We start from the raw sequence: 24637 nt of genomic DNA on the forward strand, positions 1-24637 counted from the left end.
ATGTACAGTTTTGTTTGAAGGTGTTGAACAGAGGATGAAATGTGAGGAGTATAATGATTTAATACATAAATTGTGCACAATTTCACAAAAATACGGATATAGCCCTGAAGGTGCTTTGAATGCAGTATTAGTCATGCAAAAGGAAAATGAAGGCATGCATGATAATAAAATGTTTTTTACCATAATTTGCAGCTGTGCCATTGCCCATGGGGTGCTTCAGAAGAAGTTTGATTTTTTGTACGAAATATACGGTCTTTTGCTGGAGTGCGGACTACTTCATGAAATTGAGTCGGCTAATAATTTCAAGGTGTTTTACTCAGAAAACGGAGAGGGAAAAAAGCAAAAAACGTTCATGGCACTGAAGAGATACATAGAGTTTTTACAGGAGCTTCACAACATTGGAGTGGAATATTCCATTTGCTAAAGCTGTAAAGAATAAAATTCTCTCAAAGGGAAAAAATAGGCATGAATAATATATTTGGGAGTGATGATATGAGTCTTGTGCCATGGAATCCATTCAGGGAAATGGATAATTTCAGCAAGGATATAAGCAGCTTGATTGATTTTTCACCCTTCAGATTTTTTGGTGGGATGAACTCGCCGAGAGTTGATGTATTCCAGACGGATACTGATGTAGTGGTTAAGGCGGAAATCCCCGGAATAACCAAGGAGGATTTGAATGTATATGTTGACGAAAACTCCATAAGGTTGTCGGGACAATCTAAACGAGACAATGAATACAAGGATGAAAACATTTATAGAACGGAAAGGTACTACGGGAGCTTCTCCAGGACGATACCTTTACCTGTGGAAATAAAATCGGAGCAGGCAAAAGCGGAATATAAAGACGGTATTTTGTCCATAACTGTTCCAAAGGTAGAGCAGGCTAAGGCAAAAGGTAAAAAGATAGATATCCAGTAAGGTTCTCAAGATAGCAAGTCCTACATTATAGAAAACATGCAAGACTTGCTATTCCTGTTTAACGGATTTCCAAATCAATCTGTTCATGGTATTTCTTATATACCTGCACTATTTGTTCTATATTGTGATTTAAGGCTTCAACAACATCAGGGTCAAAACTTTTTCCACTTTCTTTGTCAATAATCTGCAGGGTAGTTTCTATATCATAGGCATTCTTGTACACCCTCTTGGAAGTCACAGCATCAAAAACATCAGCTATTGCAACAATTCGGGCAGGAAGAGGAATGCTGTCGCCAGACAAACCGTAAGGGTAGCCTTTGCCATTGTACTTTTCATGATGTCCTTCAGCGATTTGAATGGCAAAATCAAAAAAATGCTTTCCTTTCCTTAATAGATTACTACTGGATTTTCTTAATATTTCAGCACCGATCACCGTATGCTTTTTCATAACCTCGAATTCTTCGGGAGTATACTTTGCCGGCTTCAGGAGAATCCCGTCTGCAATGCCTGCTTTGCCAATATCATGAAGGGGACTGAACTTGAAAATATTCTCAATAAAGTGCTTATCAATAATGTTTGCATATTTTTCTTTTGAAGCCAATGCTTGAGCAATAATTTTTGAATAGCTTTGCATGCGTTCAAGATGAAAGCCGGTATCGCTGTCTTTAGCCTCTACAAGCTTGGCTAAGCCTGTTACAGAGGACAATATCAAGTCATCTACAAGAAGGTTTCGTTCAAGAATTATTGCCATGTTACTGCTGATGATTTTTGCCATCGCCGCATGACTTTCGTTGTACCGGTTCTTCCTCCTGCAAGAGAACAATAATACCCCGATACATATGCTGTTGACGACTAAAGGACATGCCAGGCTTGACATTATCCCCTCACTCACCATCAGTTTGGTTGGAGCCGATTTTGGATGAAGTTTCAAATACTCTTTATAATCGTTTATAATCCTATGCTTTTTCATTTTTACAATTGTATTGAGAGAAGTTTTGCATAATTTTTCAGAGTATCCTTCGTCCAAAACGGGAGAATGGTTTGTACGAACCTCATAGGCATATATGGAACCATCGCTTTCTAAAAGGGTTATTCCAATCCTGTCAAAGGGTATATACTTTCTGAATGTGTCAAAGACATATGTCAACGCTTCGCTAATTGAAATACCTGTGTTTAGCTGCTCGTAAAGGCTAATAATTTGATTTAAAAATTGACTCATGACAACTGCTCCTTTGTAAAAAACAAAAAACGATTCCTTCAAAGTATAATTATATCAAAAACATGCACTTGGTAAAATAATACTATTTTACTAATTACATAGGAAAATAGGATGACAGCCCTATTGGGAAAGTATAATAAGAATAAAATTGCTAGGTTGGATTTTCATCCTCTTCGTCCTCAATCGCTCTAATAATTCTTATCAGTCTTTTAATAGATTCTGGAGAAAGATCTTTAACCTGTTTGAACATTATTTTCAAATCGCTTCTTTGGGAAAGCTTTTCAAAAAACTCAAGAAGAGACGGATCGTTTTGGATAGCCTCCAGTATTTTTAAACGGGAAAATTCAGCTTGAATAGCTTCTGTTTCACAATCTGGCTCGTAGAACCATGACAGGGGTTTGTTGAATTTTTCAGATATCTTTTGAAGCACCTTGTCAGATGCTTTACGAAGACCCTTCTCAACTCTGTAAAGACTTTGAGGGGTGACTATTCTGTCAATAGCCTCGACAAACTCTTCGCGCGATAGATTTCCTCTTATACCACGTATCTTGGCTCCTATTCTTTTGGCTAGAACCTGGTCTTCACATTTACTCATTTTGCAACCTCAATCATTTTGATTTCAGCTTTATTATATACCCTTTTGGAATAAGTATACAAACTAATTAAAGCAGAAAACAAAGATTTTATACCATAAAAGCTTAAAATAATGAAGCATATCTTTAAAAATCGTCAAGTTGCTTAATGAGCAAATATTAAAATGCAATCACAAAGCCTTAACGGCTAAAAGCTTAGGGATTACCATAAAGCAGCCATTCAACGGAAACATTGAGTGCGTTGGCAAGAGCGACTACTTCATAATCTGCTACAAACCTATCACCTGACTCGATTTTTGTTATGGACACCCTATCTATATGATAACCCAGTACGTCAAGCCTGGCGGACAAATCCTGCTGGGATATTTGAGGATTGGACTTCAAACGGGCTTCTCGCACTCGTTTGCCTATTATGTTTTTAGAGCCATTATGCCAATAAATTTTCATTTTCCTACCGCCTTGTTGTTCTAAAGTAGAACTTTTATATATTGATTATACAGGGATAATTAATTATAATTGTTCTAAAGAGTTACATTAACTATATAGGTTGGCAAACAGAATAGAAGATTTTTGGAGTGGAAAGGAGCTGTGAGAATAAAATTTATGAAAAAAGAACTACTTTTCGATATTGAGAAGCCACGGTATGCTAACACCCAATGCATCGGAGAGGGCAACCAGCTCAATATCGGTAACAGGGCGTGTTTGAGCCTCTATTTTGGAGATTGTTGTTTTTTCAAGCTCCACGCCTCTCACTGCAAGCCTGGCTAGCAGGTCGGACTGGGTGATCTTGGGCTTTGCATTCTCCCTGGCTTGCTTGACCCTTGGGCCTATTAAATTGCGGATTGCTTTATTTACCGGGTCTGTAATCAAAATTTAACCGCTCCTGCTTTCAAAATAATTAACTTGATTATAAAGCAAGTACTACGGTAAAATTTGCTTAATGAGCAAGTGTGGTAAATTTTAAATTGAGCAGGTCAATGGGTTGATATGCCGGATAGACAATGTAGCAGGGAGTATATCAAATAATGGTTTAGGCAAACTGCAAATGATGAAACTTAGAAGGTGATTTGATGTTGGAAATATTAAAGAGAATCGAGGCTTTGCGTGAAGAACTCCATAATGCAATAGATAAGGGAAATGCAGATGAGATTTTACAAAAAAGCAGGGAGCTTGATGAAGAAATACTTAAGCTGATAAACTCTGGTTCGTTATTGAAAAACAAGCCTTCGGATTATCAATCAAAGTTTGGCGAAAGTTTATGAATGCAAGTATCTCTGCTTTGGTTGCTTTATGCATGAGATACAGTTTATAAAAAAAGCGGAGGAAGGAGGAGCAATATGGAAAGCTATAAGTTAGCCGAGGCATATATAGAGCAAATCCATAAGAATCCTGTAGCGACTACTCTTTGGACAGCAGCAGCCGTTTTGTCAATCGCAGCAATTGTCATATACATCAAGTGGAAAGAACGAAAGAAAAACTAAAAGGAAGGTACTGGTAATACTTTCCCGAATATGTAATCTTCAATTACAATTCATGCTTGCCGCCTGTACAGACGCACAACGGATTGAAACTACAGGGAGAATGGTTGAAGGGTGCCTATGGCAGGTGACAATAAAGAAAATGAGTCTCATCCTGAACTTGATGAAGGCTCATTTTCTATGTGCAGCTACAGACAGGTTATTCAAAGAGTGATTCTTTCACGGCTTGTGATAGGCTTTTTATGACAAGCTCATAGGAATGGTCTATCATCCATGCCATCTCGTTGTCCGGCACCGAGCCGTCAATAACAACCGTATTCCAGTGCTTCTTATTAAGATGATAGCCAGCGGTGACTGCAGGGTACCTCTGTCTTAAATCCTCCGCGACAAAGGGGTCGCACTTTAATGATAAATTAATCCTGTTTTCCCTTCCTGAAACAAGGGCGAACATTTTTGAACCCACCTTTATAACAAGAACATCGGGACCAAACGGAAAATCCTCCGTAGCTCCCGGCTTTGACAGGCAGTATTCCTTTACTGCTTTTGAATCCAAATATAATTCCACCTCTCCATACACTGCATTATTCACTGCGGTGAATCATTATAGCTCGCCATGCTTTCAGCTATCTTATAAAAATCATCCGCTTCAGTTTCCATTGTATCATACTGCATGTCCATTCCAATAATGTAATTCTCCTTGGGAGCATCAAAAATAATATGCTTCAGCTCATGGAGGAAGGTTTTTTGTTTTGTGCCGTGGGGCAGTATCGAATTTATAAACACATGGTAAATCCCCTTGCGGCTTATGTACACGGCCCCCCAGAGATCAGGCTTGAAAGCAATCTCATGAAGCCTGATTCCGTGGGCGCGCAAAAGCTCATCAAAATCACATTCAGGATCATACAAGGACCTTATAAGTTTGTAGCTTTCATCAGGCAGCATCATAGCGTGAATCCTCCTCTGACCTACACCTCGGACCCTCCCGATTCCTCATCCTCGATGGCCTTTATTACCCGGATAAGCCTTCTGATTGATTCGGGGGAAAGGTCTTTCACTTGTTTGAACATAAGCTTCAGATCCTCACGTCCTACCATGCTTTCCCAAAATCCAATCAATTCAGGATCGGTCTGAAGCGCATCCATGATCTTGAGCCTTGCCATTTCGTTATGAATCTGAAGCTTGAAGCTTTCACTCGTATCGTCATCGTCATAAAACCACGAAAGCGGTTTGCCGTACTTCTCTCCTATTTTTGCAAGAACCTTGTCGGACGCCCTCCTCAAACCGGCTTCGATCCTGTAAAGGCTTTGGGCGGTGATGATGTTTTCAATACCGGCGACAAAGTCCTCCCTTGAAAGCTGACCCCTCAATTCACGGACTTTTTCACCTTGCCTTGCAGCCAGTTCGTTTCCGTTTGCAACGGTCATTTTTAAGTCTCCAATCCATATGCAGGTAAATAGCATATTTTCCACACTTATTATATACCAATATGGCATAACAACACAATATGCCTATATGGCATAAAAATAAAAAGTATTTCCAAAATACTGTAAAATATACGTTGAAAACAGAAGAAATTTAAACCTAAATGGTATATATGGCAGAAAAGAGACTTTGTATTATGCCAAGCCGCTGGAATAAAATCTATACCAAGGAGGTGAAATAATTATGCCAATTAGGAAGGAAGTTGGACAAAACATAAGAAAGGAAAGGGATAGAAAGCGGATGTCCCAGGAAGAGCTTGCCGGATTGGCAGGAACAACGCAGGAGTACATCAGCAGGATTGAAAACGGGACAAGGAATCCAAGCATGGACCTCCTGTACAATATCGCAGGGGCTTTGAAGTGTCCTGTGAAGAGGCTGGTAGGTTGAGGGGAAGGGAGGGAAACACCCATGACGGTAGGCTATGCTTCAAAACCAGATACACCAGAGACTGGAACAGAACTTTCAACAGAGATTGCTTATGATGAGGCAAGGCTCCTGTACTGGCTCAGGCAAAGAAACCTTGGAGAGTATGTCATTACTACCACAAGGGTTGCCTGGGATGAGTTCAAAAGCAAGCTGGTGCAAAAAGACGGACGACTTATCTATCCAGGCACAGGAGAGGCCGTTGACGGAGTAACCTTGGCCGCATGCCCGGCCGAACATCTACACCCTGATGAAAAGGAGGTGAACTAAATGCAAAGGCAATTTTTCAGGCTTCTTCCTGAACAGCTAATATTACAAATCCTCATGTTCGGACTTGCATGCGCAGCCCACGGCTGGCAGATGCATAAGGAATACGAACAGTCAATGAGAAAGGCCGGCTCCACCCGCCAAGATGAAAGCCAGCCCGTCCATTAGGAAAATACTTTTCCACCAACATTATACCATGAAGTTTTCTGAAAAGGTTACTAAATAATCGGAAGGAAGGATTAATTTGAAGCTTATATATATTTGCAGTCCGTACCGGGGAGATACCGAATCCAATGCCGCCAAGGCCAGAGGCTACTGCAGGTTTGCCTGTAGAGAGGGAGTGGTACCCATTGCTCCGCACCTGATATACCCTCAGTTCCTGGATGATGACATCCCGGAAGAAAGGGAAACAGCGATGCACCTTGGGACGGAGCTCTTAAAGCGCTGCGATGAGCTGTGGGTGTTCGGAGACAGGATCAGCGAGGGTATGAAGGCTGAGCTTGAAGCTGCAGAGAAGAGCGGAATAAAAATCAGGTATTTCAAGGAAAGAGGAGGAGAAATCCATGAGGATATGGCTTGAACTGACACAGGAGGAAGGAGAAAAGCTGTTTGAGGCAGTCAAAGGCTTTTCAGTGGACAGGATGCAGACTGCGGTTATGACTGCGCCTGCCGAAAAGGCAGAGAAAAAGAGTAAACAGGACAGCGGTAAAGCAGTAAAGGATGAAAAAACAGAAAAGATAGAAAAACCAGAAGACGAGCCTAAAGTCACCAAGGAAATGATAAGGGCGGTGCTCATTGAGAAAAAACTCCAGGACAAGGTTTTAAAAGACCTTTTTACCAAGTACGGAGCCAGCAACCTTTCAGGAGTGAAGGAGGAGGACTACCCGGCATTCATGAAGGATGCGGAGGCGGTGTAAATGGGAGAGCATGCTAAACTAAGCGCATCAGCCTCCCACCGTTGGATGGAATGTACTCCTTGTGTTGAACTTGAGGCCTCCTTCCCTGAAGCTAACAGTGTATATGCGGATGAAGGCTCTGCAGCACACGCTTTATCGGAATACAAGCTCAAAAGGCTTCTGAAAATCAAGTCAGGCAAAAAGCCAGTAAGCCAGTATGATTCACAGGAGCTTGAGGACTATACCGACCAGTATGTTACCTTTGCTTGTGAGTGTATAGCTGAAGCCAGAGCAAGGACAAAGGATGCCGTTATCCTGATTGAGCAGAGGGTTGATTTCAGCAGGTTTGTACCGGAGGGCTTTGGAACTGCAGACCTGGTGATTGTGGCTGATGGAATTATGGATATATGCGACCTTAAGTATGGACGCGGTGTGCCGGTATCCGCAGAACACAATCCGCAGATGCAGCTGTATGCCCTGGGTGCATACGGATTGTTTGAGGAGATATACGAGATCGAAAGAGTGCGCATGACTATATTCCAGCCAAGGCTTGACAATGTTTCCACCTACGAAATGACTGTAGATGAGCTTATGTCCTGGGCGGAAAATGAACTTAAACCCAAAGCTGAAATGGCGTCAAGGGGTGAAGGGGAGTTTAAGCCTGGAGAGCACTGCCGGTTCTGCAGAGCCAAGGCTGTCTGCAGGGCAAGAGCCAAGGCTAACCTTGAGCTTGCAAAGTATGATTTTGCAGACCCTGAACTTTTGTCGGATGAGGAAATGGGTGAAATTCTCGCCAAGGCGGAGCAGCTGCAGGCATGGGTGTCGGACCTATGGGAATACGCACAGGCAGAGGCAATCGCAGGAAGGAAGAAGTGGCCCGGCTTCAAGGTTGTGGCTGGACGGTCCAACAGAAGGTACAGCGATGAGGAAAAGGCGGCGGAAGTACTGTTGGTGAATGGCTACACCGAGAAGCAGATATTCAACAAAAAGCTGCTGGGGATAGGAGACATGGAAAAGCTGACCGGGAAGAAGCGGTTTGAAGAGCTATTGAAGGATTATATTGAAAAGCCCGCAGGGAAGCCTGCACTTGTTTCTGAGACGGATAAGCGCCAGGAATGGAACCGTGCGGCAGCTGATTTTGATTAATAAAAATTATGGAGGATGAGTGATATGGATAATAAACAAAAAGTTACTACCGGCAAGGTAAGGTTTTCATATGCAAATGTATGGAAGCCAAAGAGCATCAACGGCGGAGAAGAAAAATACTCGGTCAGCTTGATCATACCCAAGTCCGACAAGGATACCATCAGGAAGATTAATGAAGCGGTTGAGGAAGCGAAGAAAGCCGGGGCTGAAAAGTTCGGACAGAAATTCCTGTCAGGGAACCTCAAGCTGCCGCTGCGTGACGGAGATACCGACAGGGCGGACGATGAGAACTATGAAAACGCATATTTTATCAATGCGAATTCAACAACAGCTCCCGGTATCATCAACAGGCAGAAGGAAGAAATCCTCGACCAGACCGAGGTGTACAGCGGTTGTTACGGAAGGGCGAGCGTCACCTTCTACCCGTTTAATACAAACGGCAACAAGGGTATCGCCTGCGGCTTGAACCATCTGCAGAAGCTGGCAGACGGTGAACCGCTCAGCGGAAGAGGCAGGGCAGAAGATGATTTTGACGATCTGCCATATGACGATGAAGATGATTTATTGTCATGAGAACGCTGGCAATCGACATTGAGACCTTCAGCAGTGTTGATTTGACAAGCTGCGGTGTATATACATATACCGCAGCCCCCGACTTTCAGATATTACTGTTCGGCTATGCCTGGGACGATGATCCGGTAGAACTCATAGACCTTGCATGCGGAGAACGGCTGCCGGATGCGATAGTAAATGCTATTGAAAGCCCCGAGGTTATAAAGACAGCCTTCAATGCAGGGTTTGAACGGATATGCCTGTCAAAGCATTTAAATAAACATTTGAAAGCAGATTCGTGGAGATGTACGGCGATCCAGGCGGCAATGCTTGGGCTGCCCCTTCACCTTGATGGAGTAGGCACAGCATTAAAGCTTAAGGTACAAAAGGACAGAGCGGGTAAGGACCTTATTCGATATTTTTCAATTCCCTGCAAATCAACCAAGTCAAACGGAGGAAGAACAAGAAACCTTCCGCACCACGCACCTGAGAAATGGCAGAAGTTCAAGGATTATTGTGTCCGGGATGTAGAGGTAGAGCGTGAGGTCAGAAGAAAAATCGAACGCTACCCTATTCCTGAAAAGGAACTGAAGCTTTGGCTTCTGGACCAAAAAATAAATGACACAGGAGTGCTTGTGGATATGGCTCTTGTAAATCAAGCGGTAAAATGTGACACACAGTATTCATCAAGGCTTGAGGTTGAAGCAAAGACACTTACAAAGCTTGATAATCCAAATAGTGTGGCACAGCTGAAGGAATGGCTGAAGGAGCAGGGGCTGGAGGTGGAGAGCCTGTCAAAGCAGGCGGTGCAGAATCTTCTCACCGATGCAGATGGCGAAATTGAAAGGCTACTCACATTAAGACAGGAAATGGCGAAGTCATCCATTGCAAAGTATGCAGCCGTTCAGCGGTCGGTGTGTCCTGACAGCAGAGTAAGAGGGCTGTTCCAATTCTACGGGGCAAATAGAACCGGCAGATGGGCCGGTAGAATTTTTCAAATTCAAAATTTACCCCAAAACCATATGAAGGATTTGGAGATTGCACGGATGCTTGTTAAGCAAGGAAGGTTTAAAGAACTGGAGCTATTGTATGAAAGCGTCCCCATTGTGCTGTCGGAGCTTATACGGACAGTTCTTATTCCAGAACAAGGGTGCAGGTTCATCGTAGCCGACTTTTCTGCCATAGAAGCGAGGGTGCTTGCCTGGCTTGCGAACGAAGCATGGGTGCTGGATACCTTCAAAGGCCACGGCAAGATATATGAACAGACAGCCTCCCGTATGTTCGGAGTGCCGGTTGAAAAAATTGCAAAGGGCAATCCCGAGTATGAGCTGAGGGCAAAGGGCAAAGTGGCGGTTCTGGCATGCGGTTACCAAGGAGGAGTTAATGCTTTAAAGGCGATGGGTGCAGATAAGATGGGCTTAAGCGATACTGAACTGGATGACATTGTTCGGGCCTGGAGAAGCGCCAATCAAAGAATCGTCAGGTTCTGGTATGACGTTGAAAAGGCTGCTGTTCTCGCAGTACGGGAAAGAGAGCCTCAAAGGGTAGGTATTTTAAGGTTTAAGGTTGAGAACGGCATACTTTTTATAACCCTTCCGTCAGGAAGAAGGCTTGCATATATACGTCCCAAAATAGAAAAAGACCTGCGTTTTGACAAGGACGGACTCACATATGAAGGATTGGGGATTAACAAGCAGTGGTGGAGGCAGAAGACATACGGAGGCCGCCTGGTCGAAAATATAGTGCAAGGAGCAGCCCGAGACTGCCTTGCGGAGGCAATGCTGAGGGTGGATGCAAAGGGCTATAAAATTGTAGGTCATGTACATGATGAAATAATCACCGAGATGCGGAAAGGTCAGGGCTCCCTTGAAGAGCTGTGTGGCATTATGGGACAGGAGATACCTTGGGCATTAGGGCTTCCGCTAAGGGCGGACGGATTTGAAACCATGTTCTATAAAAAAGAGTAAGGAGTGATGAGTCGATGAAAACAGGAAAAACCATAAATGAACTAGCTCGTGAGCTTAATTGGCAGAACATCGTAAAGCGTGACTTTTTAGTGGATACACCAAAGCTTCTGATGGATGTGGAGGAGGATACCAACAGGATAAGGCTCAGGTTTGAGGACCCTGTGACAGGAGTATTTGATGACGGGTTTTCTATCACCCGTCTCGCCCATAGGCAGATCGGAGAGACGTTAGAAATACCAGCAAAATATTATGACCGTATGTTGGAGGAAAACCCGGAGCTGCTCATCCATAACACCAACAGCTGGTTCAGAGAGCAACCATCAAGAAGGATGGTGCGTACCCTTGATGGTCATGCCAGGGCTTTTCTAAGTGACAGATACAGAAGAATAGACAATTATGATATTGCACAGGCGGTACTTCCCATAATCCGAGAGATGCCCGATGCAAGAGTGGAATCCTGCGAGCTTACCGAAAACCGTATGTATCTGAAGGTGGTAAACCCAAGGCTTGAGGCTGAGGTTAAAAAGGGTGATATTGTACAGGCCGGCATTGTCATCAGCAATTCGGAGGTCGGCTTGGGTGCTGTTTCAGTACAGCCGCTGGTATATCGTCTGGTCTGCCTTAATGGCATGACAGTAAATGACCTTGGACAGAGACGGTATCATGCGGGACGGATGAACCAAGCCAACGAGGATTATTCCCTTTTCAGCGATGAAACCCTTAAAGCCGATGACAAGGTCTTCATGCTGAAGGTGCAGGACTTGGTAAGGACAGCAGTGGATGAAGTAAAATTCAAGGTGGTTGTAGACAGGCTGAAGGAAACAACGGAAGTGAAAATAACGGGGCATGTTCCACAGGTGGTGGAGCTTGCAAGCCGGGAATTTGGCATTACTGCCAACGAGGAAAAAGGGATACTTCAGCACCTCATAGAAGGCGGAGATTTGAGCCTTTACGGATTTGCTAATGCAGTAACCCGTCAAAGCCAGGAGGTTGAAAGCTATGACCGGGCTTCCGAGCTTGAGGGAATCGGCTGGCAGATCATCAATATGCCAAAGGACCTGTGGGCAAGGGTTAACTCGGAGGTGGTATGAATGGTACTGTCAGATGACGATTTGATTTTATTGGCAGAGTATATGATTATAAATAGGGCTACTGTGAGACAGGCTGCGGCAAAATTCGGAGTTTCCAAGTCAGGAGTGCATTCAGCGGTGACCCTAAGACTGAAGCAGATTGATACTGGAAGGGCGCATGAGGTAAGCGGAGTTTTGCAGGAAAACAGAGAGGCACGGGCCAGAAGAGGCGGGCTTGCAGTCTGGCAGAAGAAACGGAGCATAAATGACAGGGAGGTTTTAATGGTATGAAGATAAAAATAGCAGTGGCAAACAGCAGGATGGAGAAATTCTGGAGAAACAGGGATCTTTCGTGGGATGAGCTGACTTATAGATTGAGTAGCACCTACCGCACTGGAGAAACGGTTCAGGAATACCGGAATATGCCCAAAGCACAGCAGGATGCCGTAAAGGACATCGGTGGTTTTGTAGGAGGAGCCTTGAAAGACGGCCGACGCAAGAAGGGGCATGTGGAGTCGCGTTCAATTTTAACCCTTGATGCGGATTACGCAAGTTCCGACTTCTGGTCTTGCGTTAAGGATAAATTCACCTGCTGCATCTACAGTACACATAAGCATACTGAAGAAAAGCCCCGACTCAGGCTAGTGGTGCTTTTGAAGAGGGCTGTGTCTGAGGAAGAGTATCCGGCGGTGGCAAGAATGGTGGCAAAGGATATCGGACTTGAGATGTTTGATGATACCACCTATGAGCCTTCAAGGCTGATGTACTGGCCTTCCACATCAAGTGACGGGGAGTTCGTGTTTGAAAAAAGCGATGCAGGAGTTCTTGACCCTGACAAAATACTGGCCATGTATAAAGACTGGCGGGACAGCTCCCAATGGCCTGTGTCTGATCGCCAGAGGAAGCTTATAAAAAGCACTCTTGATAAACAAGCGGACCCATTGGAGAAGCCGGGTATTGTCGGAGCCTTCTGCCGTACTTACAGTATTGAAGATGTTATAGAAAAATTCCTTGAAGATGTGTATGAGCCTTGTGGGTATTTCCCCGGAAGGTACAGCTATATCCCAGCAGACAGTACTGCCGGGGTGCTGGTCTATGACGGGAAGTTCGCATACTCGCACCATGCCTCCGACCCTGCATGCGGAAAGCTTTGCAATTCATTCGACCTGGTAAGGATACATCGGTTTGGAGAGCTTGACGAGAAAGCTTCGGAGGATACTCCTATAGGCAAGCTGCCTTCTTTTATCGCCATGCAGGAGTTTGCTTCAAAGGATGCCGAGGTAAAAAAGCTGCTTGCGGAGGAAAGGACCAAAGAAGCGAAGGATGAGTTTGACGAAGAGAACTGGCAGGATGCATTGGAGCTTAACAAAAAGGGAACGGTAGTGGATTCTCTCACCAACCTCATCCTCATACTAAGCCACGATCCTATGCTGAAAAACATCGTGTTCAACCAGCATATTGACGGCATGGAAATCACGGGAGAGGTTCCTTGGAAACATCCAGAGCGCTGGTGGAGGGACGCTGATGACGCCCAGCTAATAAGCTACATTGACAGAACCTACGGATTGTTTTCAAAAGGCAAGTATAACATTGCGGTTACCAAGGTTAGTGATGATCGCTCGTACCATCCGATAAAGGATTTCTTAAACGGTCTGCCGGAATGGGATGGGGTACCGAGGGCGGACACCCTTCTCATAGAGTATTTCGATGCAGAGGATAACGAATATGTCAGGGAGGTTACAAGAAAAACCCTTTGTGCAGCGGTAGCAAGGGTGTTTGAACCGGGGATAAAGTTTGACTATATGCTTGTTTTGAACGGCAAGCAGGGCATCGGGAAAAGTACGCTCTTTAGAAAGCTGGGCAGTCCATGGTTCTGCGACTCCCTGCAGCTTTCGGACACCCATGACAAGACCGCTGCGGAGAAACTCCAAGGATACTGGATACTTGAGGTAAGCGAGATGGCGGGAATGAAAAAGACCGACATTGAAACGCTGAAGGCCTTTATCACAAGGCAGGAGGATGTGTACCGTGCCACCTTCGGAAAAAGGGCGGTACCGCACCCAAGACAGTGTATATTTGTCGGTACTACCAACAGTGACAGGGGATTCCTGCGGGATATCACCGGAAACAGGAGGTTTTGGCCTGTTAAGGTTCAAATGGGAAAGAAGGACCCCAGGGATATAACGCTGGAGGAAGTAAGGCAGGTATGGGCCGAGGTCATGGTGAGGTATAGAGCCAATGAACTTTTGTGCCTAAAGGGAGAAGCTGAAAGGTATGCGGAAGAGATGCAGCGTGAGGCTATGGAAACAGATGAACGTGAGGGTGTGATCGAAGCGTACCTTGACAAGCTTTTGCCTGAAAACTGGCAGAATTGGGATATGTACAGGCGCAAGGAGTATATCCGTGAATATGACGAGAAGGACTCCGTACTGCCAAAGGGAAAAACGGAAAGAAAGACAGCAAGTGTCCTTGAAATATGGTGCGAGGCCTTTGGGAATGTTCCCGGAACCTTAAAGCGTACAGACTCCTATGAAATATTCGGTATTATGAGGAAGCTGAAGGGCTGGGAATACAAAGGAAGGATTGTTACCTGTGGACCCTATGGCAGGCAGAAGGTGTTTGAACGGGCGCAACCGGAAGCAAAAAGCATTAAACCGTGAAAGTAAATAACGGTAGTGCTTTAGCAGTTGTGTGAAACCAACGAAACCAAATATATATATAAATAAAATATGTATATTTATAAGAATAAGGCACACGGGCATGCACACATATACACGTATATATATAATAGGGATTTTTGAGTTCAACAGTTGCAATAAGAATAAAAGCACTGAAAATACTGCATTTAAGCAGCAACTGAAAATGAACTGTTTTTTTACCAGATGCGAGGTGATAAACATGCTGGAAAAAGAACTTGAGAAAAAATTGAGAACAGCTGTAAAAGCAATAGGAGGCCTGGCTCTTAAATTCGTATCACCCGGTATGGCAGGGGTACCTGATAGAATGGTGCTTCTGCCTAACGGTAGAATATACTTCTCTGAATTGAAAAGGCATGGAGAGAAACTGCGGCCTTTGCAGCAAAAGAGGAAGCAACAGCTTGAGATGCTTGGTTTCAAGGTTTACTGTATTGATTCTGCAAGCAGCCTTGAAGGCTTCCTTCGGGAGGTGGGACTGTGATTTACGAACCTCATGATTACCAGAAATACGCACACGATTTTATTATAGACAAACCGGCATCAGCGCTTCTGCTTGACCTTGGGCTTGGAAAAACAGTAATAACATTGACTGCCATAAACGAACTTCTGTATGACAGCTTTGAGGTGAAAAGAGTATTGGTAATCGCGCCCCTTCGGGTGGCACAGGACACATGGGGAAGGGAGTGCCAAAAGTGGGACCATCTGAAGCAGCTTAGGATATCCAAAATTCTAGGAAACGAAGAAAAGAGGATTAAGGCTGTAAACACCAAAGCTGACATCTATATTATCAACCGTGAAAACGTTGAATGGCTGGTTGATTTGTACAAGGGTAGCTGGCCTTATGATATGGTTGTGGTAGACGAGCTTTCAAGCTTCAAGTCGGCAACGGCAAAAAGATTCCGGGCGCTTCGGAAGGTGCGGCCATATATCAAGAGGATTGTGGGGCTTACAGGAACTCCGGCACCCAACGGATTAATCGACCTGTGGTCACAGGTGTATCTCCTTGACAGAGGGGAGCGGCTTGAAAAAACACTGGGCGGTTACCGTGAAAAGTACTTCCTTCCTGACAAGCGGAGTCAAAACGTAATATTCAGCTACAAGCCCAAAGATGGTGCAGAAAGGGAGATTTACAGGAAGATATCCGACATCTGTATCAGCATGAAGGCCTGTGACCATTTGAAAATGCCGGAGCGGATAGACAATTTTGTACCGGTTCATATGTCCGAGAAGGAGGAAGAACTGTATAGAAAGCTTGAAAGGGAAGCACTCTTGCCTTTTGTAGACGGTGATGTTGATGCGGTAAATGCGGCGGTTCTGGCAGGAAAGCTTCTGCAGATGTCAAATGGAGCGGTATATGATGAAAACGGTGGGGTACGCAGCATTCACAGAAGAAAGCTTGAAATGCTGGAGGACTTGATAGAGTCAGCAAACGGAAAACCCGTGCTTGTATATTATGCATATAAGCATGACAGGGAAAGGATTCTAAAAGCTTTTAAGGCAAGGGATATAGATACACCAAAGGATATCAGCGACTGGAATGATGGAAGGATCGGAATTGCAATTGCACATCCGGCATCTGCCGGACACGGTTTGAACCTTCAGGCAGGCGGCAGCACCATCATATGGTTCGGGCTTACATGGAGTCTTGAATTATATCAGCAGGCCAACGGGAGAATCCACCGACAGGGACAGACCGAGACAGTGATAGTGAACCACATCATAACGGCAGGAACAATGGATGAACAGGTGATGGCGGCCTTAAACCGAAAGGAGACAGGGCAAACGGCTTTGATAAATGCAGTGAGGGCAAGGATGAAAGGAGGAGTGGCTGTATGATACCAAGATGCGAATACCCGGTATGCATAAGAATATCCGAAGAGGCAGTAAAGCAATGCAGGAAGCTTTTTGGCAGGCTTCCCAGAATGGAGATTGAGTGCGAGTTGACCTATTTCATCCGAAAACATGAAGAGGCAGGCAGAGTTTTTGGCGATAGTCTTAAACTAAACTTAGATTATAAAAGGACTGTACTTCTGAACCGGGTGGATGAAAGGAAATGGGAAGTTACAGGATTTGAAAGCAGGAAGGAGGAGAAGCACTGTGGACAAAAAAGCACTGGAAACAATCGTAGAAAAAGGATGCAGCCGGAGCTTCAAAAGAGTCCTTGTTGAGCTGACCTCTGCAGTGAACAAGGCAAGTCGGGATTACTACAAGGAAACCGAGAGCCTGCTTTACAAATACTCGGTTTTAAAGCAGAAGGTGATTGAAGATGAAAGGGATATACAAGAGGGCGAAATCCGTCTAAAGGAAAAATCAAAGGACATTATTCGTTTTTCCGGGAATGGAGGAGCAAAGCCGCCGGAAGACCAGGTGGCTGAGGAGTATTACAGAAGCCGCAGAGCCAGCATGGAAAGGACAAAGCTAAGAGTGAAGGAAATTGAAAGAGGCATTGATCGATTCCGTTCCGACAGGTACTTTCGGATTGTAGAGCTAAAATACGGCATACCTCCCGAGAATTTTGACTGGGAAGGAGAAAATCTTTCACAAAGGCTGGCAGAATTTGAGCCTTTATCGGTAGAGGAAATAGCATTGGAATTAGGCTGTGGGGAAAGCACTGTCAAGAGGAATCGCAACAGGCTGGTAAATGCCTTGAAAGTGGCTATATTCGGGGGCGATGCCACATAAAGAGGAAAATAAAAGTGGTCTTTTTGTGAACTTTTTGCGGTCTTTTTGCGGCCTTTTCATGAGCTTTTAAATGTGATATGATTTTAGTATCGAATTTTATAATCAAAAAAGAGCAGCCCTTCGACTGACAATCGAGGGGTTTTTGTTTTTGGGGGGATTTTATGAAGAGGCATATAGGAAATGATGATGTGATGCTGATTACGCGTGAGGCTGTAAAAGGGCTTGCGGGCAAAGACATAAATGAACCGAAGATAAGGCGCAGGCTGAACAGAATCATGGAATGTCCTGTGAAAATATCTGTTGACAATTTTACCTTCTGGGTTGACCCCGACTATATTGCTTATAGTAAAGGCGGAGGAGACTGCCATTACATATTTGCCAGGAAAAGCTTTATTCGGCGAGAGCTAGAGGATTTTAACAAAGCATTGGAGAAGCTTGCCGATGAGGAAGTTCAAAAGAGAGATCAGTATATTGCAATCATACACCAGTTCCGTGCTTTGATTGAAGAGGCTGAAAAAAAGGAAGTTGGACATTATTTGGATAAAGCATATGAAAAGCTGTTTGATAAGAGTCTTCTGAAAATTTCAGGGGACTTTTTTAATGGGGTTGGTAAGGATGCCTAAGAAACCACCGAAGCCCTGTGCAAAGCAGGGATGTCCAAGGCTTACCCATGAGAGGTTCTGCGAGGAGCATCAACGGGAGGAATGGCAGACATATAATAGGTTTTATCGAGATGAGTTCAGTAAAAGGTTTTATAGCAGCAGGGCATGGAGGAAGGTGCGGGAAAGGAAGCTTATGATAAACCCACTTTGTGAGCTTTGCATGAAAGAGGAAAGGCTGGCTGCAGCAACCGTTGTTGACCATATTATTCCCATCAAGGACGGCGGAGAGGTTTGGGATTTGGAGAACATGCAGAGCCTTTGCAAGACATGCCATGAACGAAAAGGTGCAATGGAGCGGTTCAACAGGAAATAAGCATTTGACTTTAAACAAGGTCGAGTGCTTTTTTTTATGCTTTGAAAGAGGAGAAGGGAGCTGTAGTATGATTACAATTAACGATTTGAAAAAGGACGAAAGCCTTCTTGAGGAGTTTATCAGGGAAAATCAGAGACTGGTTAGTATGGTTATCAGGAAGCAATTCAGCTATGTATACAACACAGCTGAATATGAGGATTACTTCCAGTCGGGATGCATCGGGCTTGTCAACGCGGCAAAACGGTTCAAGCCTGAATACGGAACGGCTTTTTCAACCTATGCGGTGTCATTGATAGCGGGTGAGATCATGCGGTATAGAAGGGACTACTGTGCAAGCGGCATCCATTCATCAAGGAATATCAAGGATAAATATTATAGGTACCAAGCGTTAAGGAATAGAGGAGTTGCTGAGGCTGAGGCATGCAGGGAGCTGGGGGTGGATTCAGCGGAGTTGAATAAGGTGATAAATGCAATGGAGCCTGGCTATTCGTTGGATGCAGTTATATATGACAATGACAGCGGAACTCCGTTAACCGGAGGGGATATCACTGCCGATGATTTTAATCTTGAAGAAGAAGCTATGGACTGGTTGGAGCTTGAAGAAATACTGAGGCATGTAAAAAATATACTTTCTGAGTCAGACCGTAAAATATTCAACCTTTATCTGCAAAAGAAAACACAAACCCAAATGAAAACAATGCTTGGAATGTCCCAGGCGAATATAAGCAGACGGATTAGAAAGATAAAGGAACTCTGCCGGTATGTAAAGGATTGCTATGATAAAGGCTTGAGTCTTAAGAATATAAGAGGATTGAATTCTATTCCAAAAGCTGGCTAATAAATGGAATATTTATGCATATTTTGATAAGCCCCCACCGGGTCAAAAAGCTACAACTTTTGAGCCTGTAAGGCGGGCGGCCCCTCAAACAAATAAATTCGCAAAATCAAAAATCAAAAAGGAAAAATCAAAATGAAACCTTCGGGGCGATGCATAGCAGAGGTTTTGAGTAATTTGGCAGGACATAAACACATTGGAGTTTTGAAAATAAAATCAAAACAATCAAAAATATTTGATTTATTTTTGATTTCATAGAGAGGATGAAGAGAAATGGGGAGCGGAGGAAGCAGACCCGGTGCCGGGAGACCTAAAAAGGCAGCTACGGAAAAAATACTGGAGGGGAATCGCGGCAAGCGTCCTATACATATACTTGATTTCGGTCAGGGGGCGGAGCTGCCGGAACTGCCGGAAACACCGCCTGATTATCTGCCGGATGATGCAAAGGCGATTTATTCAAAGGTGCTGGAGTGGCTTAAGCAGATAGGCTGCACCAAGGGGATACTGCCGTACAATCTTGAAGAGTACGCATTCCTCAAGGCAAGATGGATGGCTTTGGAGCAAATGAACACCAAGCACGGCTTTCTTGTGAAAAACCCTGTAACGGGCCAGGCAACAACCTCTCCATATGTACAGATGGCGCATCAGTACCTTAAGCTTACCAACGAGGTGTGGACAAAAATTTATGCGGTTGTAAGGGAAAGCAAGCTTAAGCAATATGACGGCTATACACCGAATGACAGTGTAATGGAAGCCCTGCTCTCAAGGAAAAAGGCATAACCAAAAAAATATTGAAAGGCAGGCCGATGCAATGGGTAACAGGCATGAACTGTGGGAACTTCGGCAGATGCAGAGCCTGCCTTTGGAAGTGAAGATAGAAAAGAGTAGGCTCCGCATCCGGGAGTTTTATGAACACTTCAACGGCAAGGTTACGGTAAGCTTCAGCGGCGGGAAAGACAGCACCGTGCTCCTCCATCTGGTGCGGAGTATATATCCAGAGGTGGGTGCAGTGTTCTCGGATACCGGGCTTGAATTTATAGAAATAAAAGAATTTGTAAAGACAATTGAAAATGTAACATGGGTTCGTCCTGACATGAGCTTTCGGCAGGTAATAGAGAAATATGGCTACCCTGTTGTGAGCAAGGAACAGGCCGACCTTATTGAAAGGGTACGGAATGGGGCAACAGGCAAAAAGATACGGCAGGCATTAACAGGGCTTAATGAGGATGGGAGTCCCACAAAGTACAAGATATCCGAGCAGTGGAAGTACCTGCTGTCGGCACCATTTAAGATAAGCTGCCAATGCTGCAAGATAACTAAAAAAATGCCTATGGACAGCTTCTACAAGGAAAGCGGTACATTTCCCTATATTGGGACCATGGCATGTGAGAGTATGCTCAGGCAGACCTCCTGGCTTCAAACCGGATGTAATGTGTTTGACGGAAATAAAATTTCATCAAAGCCGCTTTCATTCTGGATGGAAGATGACATATGGAAATACATCAATATATTTGATGTGCCGTACTGCAAAATATATAAACCCGAATTCGGAGGCTATTTAAGGACTGGATGTGTTTTTTGCATGTTCGGTGTCCACCTTGAGGAACAGCCCAACCGCTTTCAAAAATTGCAGAAAACTCATCCAAAGCTATGGCGCTATTGTATGCGGGACTGGGAGGACGGCGGTCTTGGACTTCGACAGGTGCTTGACTATATGGGAGTACCCTATGAAAACTATATGCTGTAAAGGAGCTGGAGATATGGAATTAAAAACAATAAAAATATCCGAACTGAAAGAGCATCCCAAAAATCCAAGGGTGCATCCCGACTCGGCACTAAAAAAGCTTGAGGTGTCAATTGCACAGTTCGGCTGGACAAATCCCGTCCTTGTCAGTAAGGACGGATACATTCTTGCAGGTCATGCCAGGGTAAAGGCTGCACAGCGGATGGGAATCACCGAGGTTCCTGCGCTGTTTTTAGACCTGGAGGGTGAACGGGCTACAGCATATCTGATTGCAGACAACCGCCTGCAGGATGAGACCTTTTGGGATGAAGGGCTGTTGGCTGAACTGTTTACAGGCTTTGAAGAAACGGGATTTGATGTGTCCCTGACAGGCTTCTCGGAGGAGGAAATATTTGATTTGCTGAACGGTGCTTCTGCAGATCATGCAGTGGAGGATGACTTTGACACTGGGAAAGCCAAATCGGAAATAGAGGCAAAGGGTGCTAAAACAAAGCCGGGTGATATTTGGATGCTTGGAAGGCACAGATTGATGTGTGGATACAGCGGCAGCCAGGAGGATGTTATAAGGCTGATGGATGGAAAGCATGCACAGCTTTGTGTGGCTTCTCCACCAGTGGGATGTATAAAGGATTATGAGGAAAAAGGTATTGATGCTTGGTTTGAAGCAATGCGGCCAGCCATAGGCAACATATGTAGGCATTCGGATATCGCAGTTATAAGCATTGACGATTTAATGGTGACGGGAAGCCAGTTCATAGAGCCGACCAGTGACTACAGCATACAGCTGTTTAGGGAAAACGGGTTTCGTCCCATATGGAAGCGTATCTGGCAGAAGCAGGGTATATCGTCAGGCATGCCTTCCTACCATACTGTGAGCAATAAGCCGCAGCCGCAGAGCGAGGATATCATTGCCTTTACCATGAACGGCGAAACAGTGGAGTGTGCGGTTGATGAGTATGCCGGGGTTTATGGCTTTGCCGGGCATGCATACAGGTTTGTTAAAAGGCTGACCAAGGATGAGCGTAAAGCCTGGGGCTTTAAGAAGATATGGCAGATTGCTGTTGTGCAAAAGAGGGAGGGTCAGCCTGCAACATTTCCGGTGGAGCTGCCATGGCGGTGCATCAAGCTTCACAGTGACAGGGGCGGAATAGTGCTTGAGCCGTTCTCAGGTAACGGTACGGTAATTATTGCCTGTGAGCAGACCGACAGGGTCTGCCATGCCATGGAGAAGGAATCGTTATATGTCGACCTTGCGGTTAAGCGCTGGGTACAGTTTACCGGCGGGGAGGATGAAGTATTTCTGCTTCGAGGCAATGATAAAATTCCGTATTCAGAATTAAAATAGGAGACCGCCGCAGGTCTCTTTGGGGACACAGTGCAAACACACCGCCAACCGCTCCGGGCGGGTGCTGGTTTACTCCTTTTCCCACTGTGTCCTCAAAAAGACCTGCGGACATATGAAGGGGACTCACTTTTATTTGGTGGGTTCTTTTTATTTTGCGCCGGGGGAGGTGGATGCTTTGAGGGTGGGCTTGATTAATATGGAGCCGCAGTACATCAATATTGCAATAGAAAAGCTGAGGCTGTTCCATCAATGCAGCGGAGACAGCGTGGAGGACTATATGCCGGAAAGCAGGGACTGTTATGACAAAATTTACTGCAGCAGCATTTTCAGCTTTACCGACAAAACCCAAGTTCCCACGGATGCCGTATGCGGCGGCACGGGATTTGATATTACAAGCAGGCTGCCTCCTGAGGTTGAGGAGATGAAACCAAAGCTGAATATTGGTTTTACCACACGGGGCTGTATACGGAATTGTGGTTTTTGTGTGGTGCCGAAAAAGGAAGGTGCAATTCGGGCGGTGGGAGATATCTACGATTTTTGGGACGGTGTGTCAAAGAAAATCATTATTTTAGACAACAACCTCACCGCACTGCCCGAGCAGTTTTACAAAATATGCGGGCAGATACGCAAGGAAAATCTCAAGGTTGACTACAACCAGGGTCTGGATATTCGGCTCATAACAAAGGAAATGACGAGAGAGCTTGCCTCAATCAAACATGAAGAGTATCATTTTGCATTTGATTATCCAGGACTTGAGCCGGTAATCAGAGAAAAGACAGCCACTCTTATAGGAAACGGTATCAAAAGAAGCACCTTTTATGTCCTTGTAGGCTATAACACAACCATACAAGAGGATTTGCACCGGCTCAGGGTATTGAGGGAGCTTAAGCAAAATGCCTATGTCATGCGGTACAAACGGGAAAGGGTGTATATTCCCATCGCAAGATGGGCGAATAACCACAGCTGGTTTCAGGCAATCAGCTTTGAGGATTTTTTGAAACGGCCAGAAAATGAAAAAGCCTACAGAGATTTGATAGAGCTATATATTTAAATTCGAAGGAAGTGACTTGTGATATGGAAATACGGAAAATTGAAACATTGAAAATAAAGCCTGCAGAATACAATCCGAGAAAAGACCTTAAACCGGGAGACAGGGAGTATGAACAGATAAAGCGCAGTATAAAGGAGTTCGGATATTTGGACCCTGTGATCGTCAACAGCGACCTTACAATTGTAGGGGGCCACCAGCGCTGGAAGGTTCTCAAGGACTTGGGATACAAGGAAATTGACTGTGTGGTGGTGGAGCTTGACAAGACAAAGGAGAAGGCGCTAAACATTGCCCTCAACAAGATTTCCGGCGAATGGGACATACCCCTTTTGAAAGAATTGATTGATTCTCTGGACAAAGAAATGTTTGATGTTTCACTTACCGGCTTTGATGCCGCCGATATTGACGAGCTGTTCGGAAAAGGCGGTGACAAAGAAGTCAAGGAGGACGATTTTGACGCGGATAAGGCTGCGGAGGAAATATCAAACCCTGTTACAAGAAATGGAGACATTTGGCTTCTCGGGAAGCACAGGCTGATGTGCGGAGACAGCACCATTTTACAGGATGTGCTTACACTGATGGACGGTAAAAAGGCTAATACCTGTGTTACCGATCCTCCGTACAATGTAGACTACACCGGGGCTACCAAGGATGCTCTGAAAATAAAGAACGACAGGCTGGAGGACGGAAAATTCTATGAATTTCTGCTTTCGGCTTTTAAAAATGTATTTGAAGTATTGGATAACGGCGGAGGCATTTATGTGTTCCATGCGGACACCGAAGGTTTGAACTTCAGGAAGGCTTTCAAGGATGCTGGATTCCACCTTGCCAATGTATGTATATGGGTTAAGCAGTCCATGGTACTCGGTAGGAGCGACTACCAGTGGCAGCATGAGCCTGTGTTGTATGGTTGGAAGCCGACAGGTAGCCATAAGTGGTATTCAGACAGGAAGCAGACCACTATCTGGAACTTTGACAGACCGTCAAAGAATGTGGAGCATCCGACAATGAAGCCTGTTAACTTGGTAGCTTACCCTATAAAAAACAGCAGCCTTTCAAACTGTATCGTGCTGGACCCCTTTGGAGGTAGCGGTTCAACTCTGATTGCCAGTGAGCAGTTGGGGCGTATCTGCAACACCATGGAGCTTGATGAGAAATACTGCGATGTAATTGTAAAAAGATTTATCAACCAAGCTGAGAGAACCGATGATGTTTTCCTACTAAGGAATGGAAGTAAGCTTTCATGGGATGAAGTTGAAAAAGAAAAACAGACAATTAAACAGTAAGTGGGTGGTGAG

At 44.7% G+C, this 24637-nt stretch carries 34 protein-coding genes; 27 read left to right on the plus strand and 7 right to left on the minus strand.

What is annotated here, in order from left to right; translation table 11 throughout:
* Positions 1-34 precede the first annotated feature (34 nt).
* Together VIO64_RS02145 and VIO64_RS02150 are read left to right on the plus strand one after the other, a co-directional pair.
* Positions 35-424 (plus strand): hypothetical protein, encoded by a 390-nt coding sequence (locus tag VIO64_RS02145; RefSeq protein WP_010244718.1) that lies wholly within the window; start codon positions 35-37, stop codon positions 422-424.
* A 41-nt stretch (positions 425-465) separates the two neighbouring features.
* Complete coding sequence (locus VIO64_RS02150; protein WP_010244715.1) at positions 466-921, plus strand: Hsp20/alpha crystallin family protein; 456 nt, start codon at positions 466-468, stop codon at positions 919-921.
* A gap of 58 nt (positions 922-979) precedes the next feature.
* Here the strand turns inward: VIO64_RS02150 and VIO64_RS02155 are convergent, their stop codons facing one another.
* From VIO64_RS02155 to VIO64_RS02170, 4 genes are all read right to left on the minus strand, one after another.
* Positions 980-2140 (minus strand): HD domain-containing phosphohydrolase, encoded by a 1161-nt coding sequence (locus VIO64_RS02155; RefSeq protein WP_010244713.1) that lies wholly within the window; start codon positions 2138-2140, stop codon positions 980-982.
* Positions 2141-2291: 151 nt separating this feature from the next.
* A complete protein-coding gene (locus VIO64_RS02160) occupies positions 2292-2735 on the minus strand; it encodes a helix-turn-helix transcriptional regulator (RefSeq protein ID WP_010244710.1) in 444 nt (147 codons plus the stop codon).
* A gap of 193 nt (positions 2736-2928) precedes the next feature.
* Positions 2929-3180 carry a helix-turn-helix domain-containing protein gene (locus tag VIO64_RS02165; protein WP_010244708.1) on the minus strand — a complete coding sequence of 84 codons (252 nt, stop codon included), beginning with the start codon at positions 3178-3180 and terminating at the stop codon, positions 2929-2931.
* A 168-nt stretch (positions 3181-3348) separates the two neighbouring features.
* Positions 3349-3603: a helix-turn-helix domain-containing protein gene (locus tag VIO64_RS02170; protein WP_010244704.1), complete on the minus strand. Its 255-nt coding sequence runs from the start codon at positions 3601-3603 to the stop codon at positions 3349-3351.
* A 200-nt stretch (positions 3604-3803) separates the two neighbouring features.
* Here VIO64_RS02170 and VIO64_RS02175 point away from each other — a divergent pair, with 200 nt between their 5' ends.
* Together VIO64_RS02175 and VIO64_RS02180 are read left to right on the plus strand one after the other, a co-directional pair.
* A complete protein-coding gene (locus VIO64_RS02175) occupies positions 3804-3995 on the plus strand; it encodes an aspartyl-phosphate phosphatase Spo0E family protein (RefSeq protein ID WP_010244702.1) in 192 nt (63 codons plus the stop codon).
* A gap of 75 nt (positions 3996-4070) precedes the next feature.
* Entirely contained in the window at positions 4071-4214 is a 144-nt protein-coding gene (locus VIO64_RS02180) for a hypothetical protein (protein WP_154673421.1), read from the plus strand.
* A 196-nt stretch (positions 4215-4410) separates the two neighbouring features.
* Here the strand turns inward: VIO64_RS02180 and VIO64_RS02185 are convergent, their stop codons facing one another.
* From VIO64_RS02185 to VIO64_RS02195, 3 genes are read right to left on the minus strand one after another with little or no spacing between them, the layout of a single operon-like run.
* On the minus strand, positions 4411-4764 hold the full coding sequence (locus tag VIO64_RS02185) for an MmcQ/YjbR family DNA-binding protein (RefSeq protein ID WP_010244700.1): 354 nt from the start codon (positions 4762-4764) through the stop codon (positions 4411-4413).
* Positions 4765-4796: 32 nt separating this feature from the next.
* A complete protein-coding gene (locus VIO64_RS02190) occupies positions 4797-5156 on the minus strand; it encodes an ImmA/IrrE family metallo-endopeptidase (RefSeq protein WP_010244697.1) in 360 nt (119 codons plus the stop codon).
* A gap of 20 nt (positions 5157-5176) precedes the next feature.
* Positions 5177-5635, minus strand: coding sequence for a helix-turn-helix transcriptional regulator (locus VIO64_RS02195; protein ID WP_010244694.1), 459 nt, complete (start codon positions 5633-5635; stop codon positions 5177-5179).
* Positions 5636-5876: 241 nt separating this feature from the next.
* Here VIO64_RS02195 and VIO64_RS02200 point away from each other — a divergent pair, with 241 nt between their 5' ends.
* The 23 genes from VIO64_RS02200 (at position 5877) to VIO64_RS02310 (ending at position 24625) form a co-directional block, all read left to right on the plus strand.
* On the plus strand, positions 5877-6080 hold the full coding sequence (locus VIO64_RS02200; protein WP_010244691.1) for a helix-turn-helix domain-containing protein: 204 nt from the start codon (positions 5877-5879) through the stop codon (positions 6078-6080).
* Between the two features lie 21 nt (positions 6081-6101).
* The gene (locus VIO64_RS02205) at positions 6102-6386 is read left to right on the plus strand and encodes a hypothetical protein (RefSeq protein WP_010244688.1); all 285 of its coding nucleotides are present in this window, start codon (positions 6102-6104) and stop codon (positions 6384-6386) included.
* The gene (locus VIO64_RS02210; RefSeq protein WP_154673422.1) at positions 6387-6551 is read left to right on the plus strand and encodes a hypothetical protein; all 165 of its coding nucleotides are present in this window, start codon (positions 6387-6389) and stop codon (positions 6549-6551) included.
* A gap of 76 nt (positions 6552-6627) precedes the next feature.
* A complete protein-coding gene (locus VIO64_RS02215) occupies positions 6628-6963 on the plus strand; it encodes a DUF4406 domain-containing protein (protein ID WP_010244684.1) in 336 nt (111 codons plus the stop codon).
* Positions 6947-7300 (plus strand): hypothetical protein, encoded by a 354-nt coding sequence (locus VIO64_RS02220; RefSeq protein WP_010244682.1) that lies wholly within the window; start codon positions 6947-6949, stop codon positions 7298-7300. Before VIO64_RS02215 ends, VIO64_RS02220 begins: the two co-directional genes overlap by 17 nt.
* Complete coding sequence (locus VIO64_RS02225; RefSeq protein ID WP_010244678.1) at positions 7301-8425, plus strand: DUF2800 domain-containing protein; 1125 nt, start codon at positions 7301-7303, stop codon at positions 8423-8425. It abuts the gene before it with no gap.
* A gap of 24 nt (positions 8426-8449) precedes the next feature.
* On the plus strand, positions 8450-8998 hold the full coding sequence (locus VIO64_RS02230; RefSeq protein WP_010244676.1) for a DUF2815 family protein: 549 nt from the start codon (positions 8450-8452) through the stop codon (positions 8996-8998).
* Complete coding sequence (locus tag VIO64_RS02235; protein ID WP_010244674.1) at positions 8995-10944, plus strand: DNA polymerase; 1950 nt, start codon at positions 8995-8997, stop codon at positions 10942-10944. The genes VIO64_RS02230 and VIO64_RS02235 overlap by 4 nt, the downstream gene beginning before the upstream one ends.
* 14 nt (positions 10945-10958) lie before the next feature.
* The gene (locus tag VIO64_RS02240; RefSeq protein ID WP_010244670.1) at positions 10959-12035 is read left to right on the plus strand and encodes a DUF932 domain-containing protein; all 1077 of its coding nucleotides are present in this window, start codon (positions 10959-10961) and stop codon (positions 12033-12035) included.
* On the plus strand, positions 12036-12305 hold the full coding sequence (locus VIO64_RS02245; protein WP_010244665.1) for a sporulation transcriptional regulator SpoIIID: 270 nt from the start codon (positions 12036-12038) through the stop codon (positions 12303-12305).
* A complete protein-coding gene (locus tag VIO64_RS02250) occupies positions 12302-14674 on the plus strand; it encodes a virulence-associated E family protein (RefSeq protein WP_010244662.1) in 2373 nt (790 codons plus the stop codon). Before VIO64_RS02245 ends, VIO64_RS02250 begins: the two co-directional genes overlap by 4 nt.
* A 202-nt stretch (positions 14675-14876) precedes the next feature.
* Positions 14877-15191, plus strand: a complete 315-nt coding sequence (locus tag VIO64_RS02255; protein WP_409372119.1) for a VRR-NUC domain-containing protein — start codon at positions 14877-14879, stop codon at positions 15189-15191.
* Positions 15188-16546, plus strand: coding sequence for a DEAD/DEAH box helicase (locus tag VIO64_RS02260; protein ID WP_010244658.1), 1359 nt, complete (start codon positions 15188-15190; stop codon positions 16544-16546). Before VIO64_RS02255 ends, VIO64_RS02260 begins: the two co-directional genes overlap by 4 nt.
* Entirely contained in the window at positions 16543-16878 is a 336-nt protein-coding gene (locus VIO64_RS02265; protein WP_010244656.1) for a hypothetical protein, read from the plus strand. Before VIO64_RS02260 ends, VIO64_RS02265 begins: the two co-directional genes overlap by 4 nt.
* The gene (locus tag VIO64_RS02270) at positions 16808-17392 is read left to right on the plus strand and encodes a hypothetical protein (protein WP_036937252.1); all 585 of its coding nucleotides are present in this window, start codon (positions 16808-16810) and stop codon (positions 17390-17392) included. Before VIO64_RS02265 ends, VIO64_RS02270 begins: the two co-directional genes overlap by 71 nt.
* A 161-nt stretch (positions 17393-17553) precedes the next feature.
* Complete coding sequence (locus tag VIO64_RS02275) at positions 17554-18015, plus strand: hypothetical protein (protein ID WP_010244652.1); 462 nt, start codon at positions 17554-17556, stop codon at positions 18013-18015.
* Positions 18008-18367 (plus strand): HNH endonuclease, encoded by a 360-nt coding sequence (locus VIO64_RS02280; protein ID WP_010244650.1) that lies wholly within the window; start codon positions 18008-18010, stop codon positions 18365-18367. The genes VIO64_RS02275 and VIO64_RS02280 overlap by 8 nt, the downstream gene beginning before the upstream one ends.
* 67 nt (positions 18368-18434) lie before the next feature.
* Positions 18435-19205: a sigma-70 family RNA polymerase sigma factor gene (locus VIO64_RS02285; RefSeq protein ID WP_010244648.1), complete on the plus strand. Its 771-nt coding sequence runs from the start codon at positions 18435-18437 to the stop codon at positions 19203-19205.
* 270 nt (positions 19206-19475) lie between these two features.
* Positions 19476-19982, plus strand: a complete 507-nt coding sequence (locus VIO64_RS02290) for a hypothetical protein (RefSeq protein ID WP_010244647.1) — start codon at positions 19476-19478, stop codon at positions 19980-19982.
* A gap of 31 nt (positions 19983-20013) precedes the next feature.
* Positions 20014-20949, plus strand: a complete 936-nt coding sequence (locus VIO64_RS02295) for a phosphoadenosine phosphosulfate reductase family protein (RefSeq protein ID WP_010244645.1) — start codon at positions 20014-20016, stop codon at positions 20947-20949.
* On the plus strand, positions 20930-22291 hold the full coding sequence (locus VIO64_RS02300; RefSeq protein ID WP_010244643.1) for a site-specific DNA-methyltransferase: 1362 nt from the start codon (positions 20930-20932) through the stop codon (positions 22289-22291). The genes VIO64_RS02295 and VIO64_RS02300 overlap by 20 nt, the downstream gene beginning before the upstream one ends.
* Before the next feature lie 175 nt (positions 22292-22466).
* On the plus strand, positions 22467-23342 hold the full coding sequence (locus VIO64_RS02305; RefSeq protein WP_050753695.1) for a hypothetical protein: 876 nt from the start codon (positions 22467-22469) through the stop codon (positions 23340-23342).
* A 23-nt stretch (positions 23343-23365) separates the two neighbouring features.
* Positions 23366-24625: a site-specific DNA-methyltransferase gene (locus VIO64_RS02310; protein ID WP_010244640.1), complete on the plus strand. Its 1260-nt coding sequence runs from the start codon at positions 23366-23368 to the stop codon at positions 24623-24625.
* The last annotated feature ends 12 nt before the right edge of the window (positions 24626-24637 follow it).

It is taken from the genome of Pseudobacteroides sp., from assembly GCF_036567765.1.
In the GTDB taxonomy this organism is placed as follows: Bacteria; Bacillota; Clostridia; order Acetivibrionales; family DSM-2933; genus Pseudobacteroides.

Coding starts and splice junctions, on each gene's coding strand:
- VIO64_RS02200 (WP_010244691.1), top strand. CDS start 5,877: ATGCCAATTAGGAAGGAAGTTGGACAAAACATAAGAAAGGAAAGGGAT.
- VIO64_RS02280 (WP_010244650.1), top strand. CDS start 18,008: ATGCCTAAGAAACCACCGAAGCCCTGTGCAAAGCAGGGATGTCCAAGG.
- VIO64_RS02230 (WP_010244676.1), top strand. CDS start 8,450: ATGGATAATAAACAAAAAGTTACTACCGGCAAGGTAAGGTTTTCATAT.
- VIO64_RS02265 (WP_010244656.1), top strand. CDS start 16,543: ATGATACCAAGATGCGAATACCCGGTATGCATAAGAATATCCGAAGAG.
- VIO64_RS02195 (WP_010244694.1), bottom strand. CDS start 5,635: ATGACCGTTGCAAACGGAAACGAACTGGCTGCAAGGCAAGGTGAAAAA.
- VIO64_RS02155 (WP_010244713.1), bottom strand. CDS start 2,140: ATGAGTCAATTTTTAAATCAAATTATTAGCCTTTACGAGCAGCTAAAC.
- VIO64_RS02165 (WP_010244708.1), bottom strand. CDS start 3,180: ATGAAAATTTATTGGCATAATGGCTCTAAAAACATAATAGGCAAACGA.
- VIO64_RS02250 (WP_010244662.1), top strand. CDS start 12,302: ATGAAGATAAAAATAGCAGTGGCAAACAGCAGGATGGAGAAATTCTGG.
- VIO64_RS02310 (WP_010244640.1), top strand. CDS start 23,366: ATGGAAATACGGAAAATTGAAACATTGAAAATAAAGCCTGCAGAATAC.
- VIO64_RS02295 (WP_010244645.1), top strand. CDS start 20,014: ATGGGTAACAGGCATGAACTGTGGGAACTTCGGCAGATGCAGAGCCTG.
- VIO64_RS02175 (WP_010244702.1), top strand. CDS start 3,804: ATGTTGGAAATATTAAAGAGAATCGAGGCTTTGCGTGAAGAACTCCAT.
- VIO64_RS02290 (WP_010244647.1), top strand. CDS start 19,476: ATGGGGAGCGGAGGAAGCAGACCCGGTGCCGGGAGACCTAAAAAGGCA.
- VIO64_RS02275 (WP_010244652.1), top strand. CDS start 17,554: ATGAAGAGGCATATAGGAAATGATGATGTGATGCTGATTACGCGTGAG.
- VIO64_RS02180 (WP_154673421.1), top strand. CDS start 4,071: ATGGAAAGCTATAAGTTAGCCGAGGCATATATAGAGCAAATCCATAAG.
- VIO64_RS02225 (WP_010244678.1), top strand. CDS start 7,301: ATGGGAGAGCATGCTAAACTAAGCGCATCAGCCTCCCACCGTTGGATG.
- VIO64_RS02190 (WP_010244697.1), bottom strand. CDS start 5,156: ATGATGCTGCCTGATGAAAGCTACAAACTTATAAGGTCCTTGTATGAT.
- VIO64_RS02300 (WP_010244643.1), top strand. CDS start 20,930: ATGAAAACTATATGCTGTAAAGGAGCTGGAGATATGGAATTAAAAACA.
- VIO64_RS02240 (WP_010244670.1), top strand. CDS start 10,959: ATGAAAACAGGAAAAACCATAAATGAACTAGCTCGTGAGCTTAATTGG.
- VIO64_RS02150 (WP_010244715.1), top strand. CDS start 466: ATGAATAATATATTTGGGAGTGATGATATGAGTCTTGTGCCATGGAAT.
- VIO64_RS02160 (WP_010244710.1), bottom strand. CDS start 2,735: ATGAGTAAATGTGAAGACCAGGTTCTAGCCAAAAGAATAGGAGCCAAG.
- VIO64_RS02210 (WP_154673422.1), top strand. CDS start 6,387: ATGCAAAGGCAATTTTTCAGGCTTCTTCCTGAACAGCTAATATTACAA.
- VIO64_RS02145 (WP_010244718.1), top strand. CDS start 35: ATGAAATGTGAGGAGTATAATGATTTAATACATAAATTGTGCACAATT.
- VIO64_RS02245 (WP_010244665.1), top strand. CDS start 12,036: ATGGTACTGTCAGATGACGATTTGATTTTATTGGCAGAGTATATGATT.
- VIO64_RS02220 (WP_010244682.1), top strand. CDS start 6,947: ATGAGGATATGGCTTGAACTGACACAGGAGGAAGGAGAAAAGCTGTTT.
- VIO64_RS02285 (WP_010244648.1), top strand. CDS start 18,435: ATGATTACAATTAACGATTTGAAAAAGGACGAAAGCCTTCTTGAGGAG.
- VIO64_RS02235 (WP_010244674.1), top strand. CDS start 8,995: ATGAGAACGCTGGCAATCGACATTGAGACCTTCAGCAGTGTTGATTTG.
- VIO64_RS02205 (WP_010244688.1), top strand. CDS start 6,102: ATGACGGTAGGCTATGCTTCAAAACCAGATACACCAGAGACTGGAACA.
- VIO64_RS02255 (WP_409372119.1), top strand. CDS start 14,877: ATGAACTGTTTTTTTACCAGATGCGAGGTGATAAACATGCTGGAAAAA.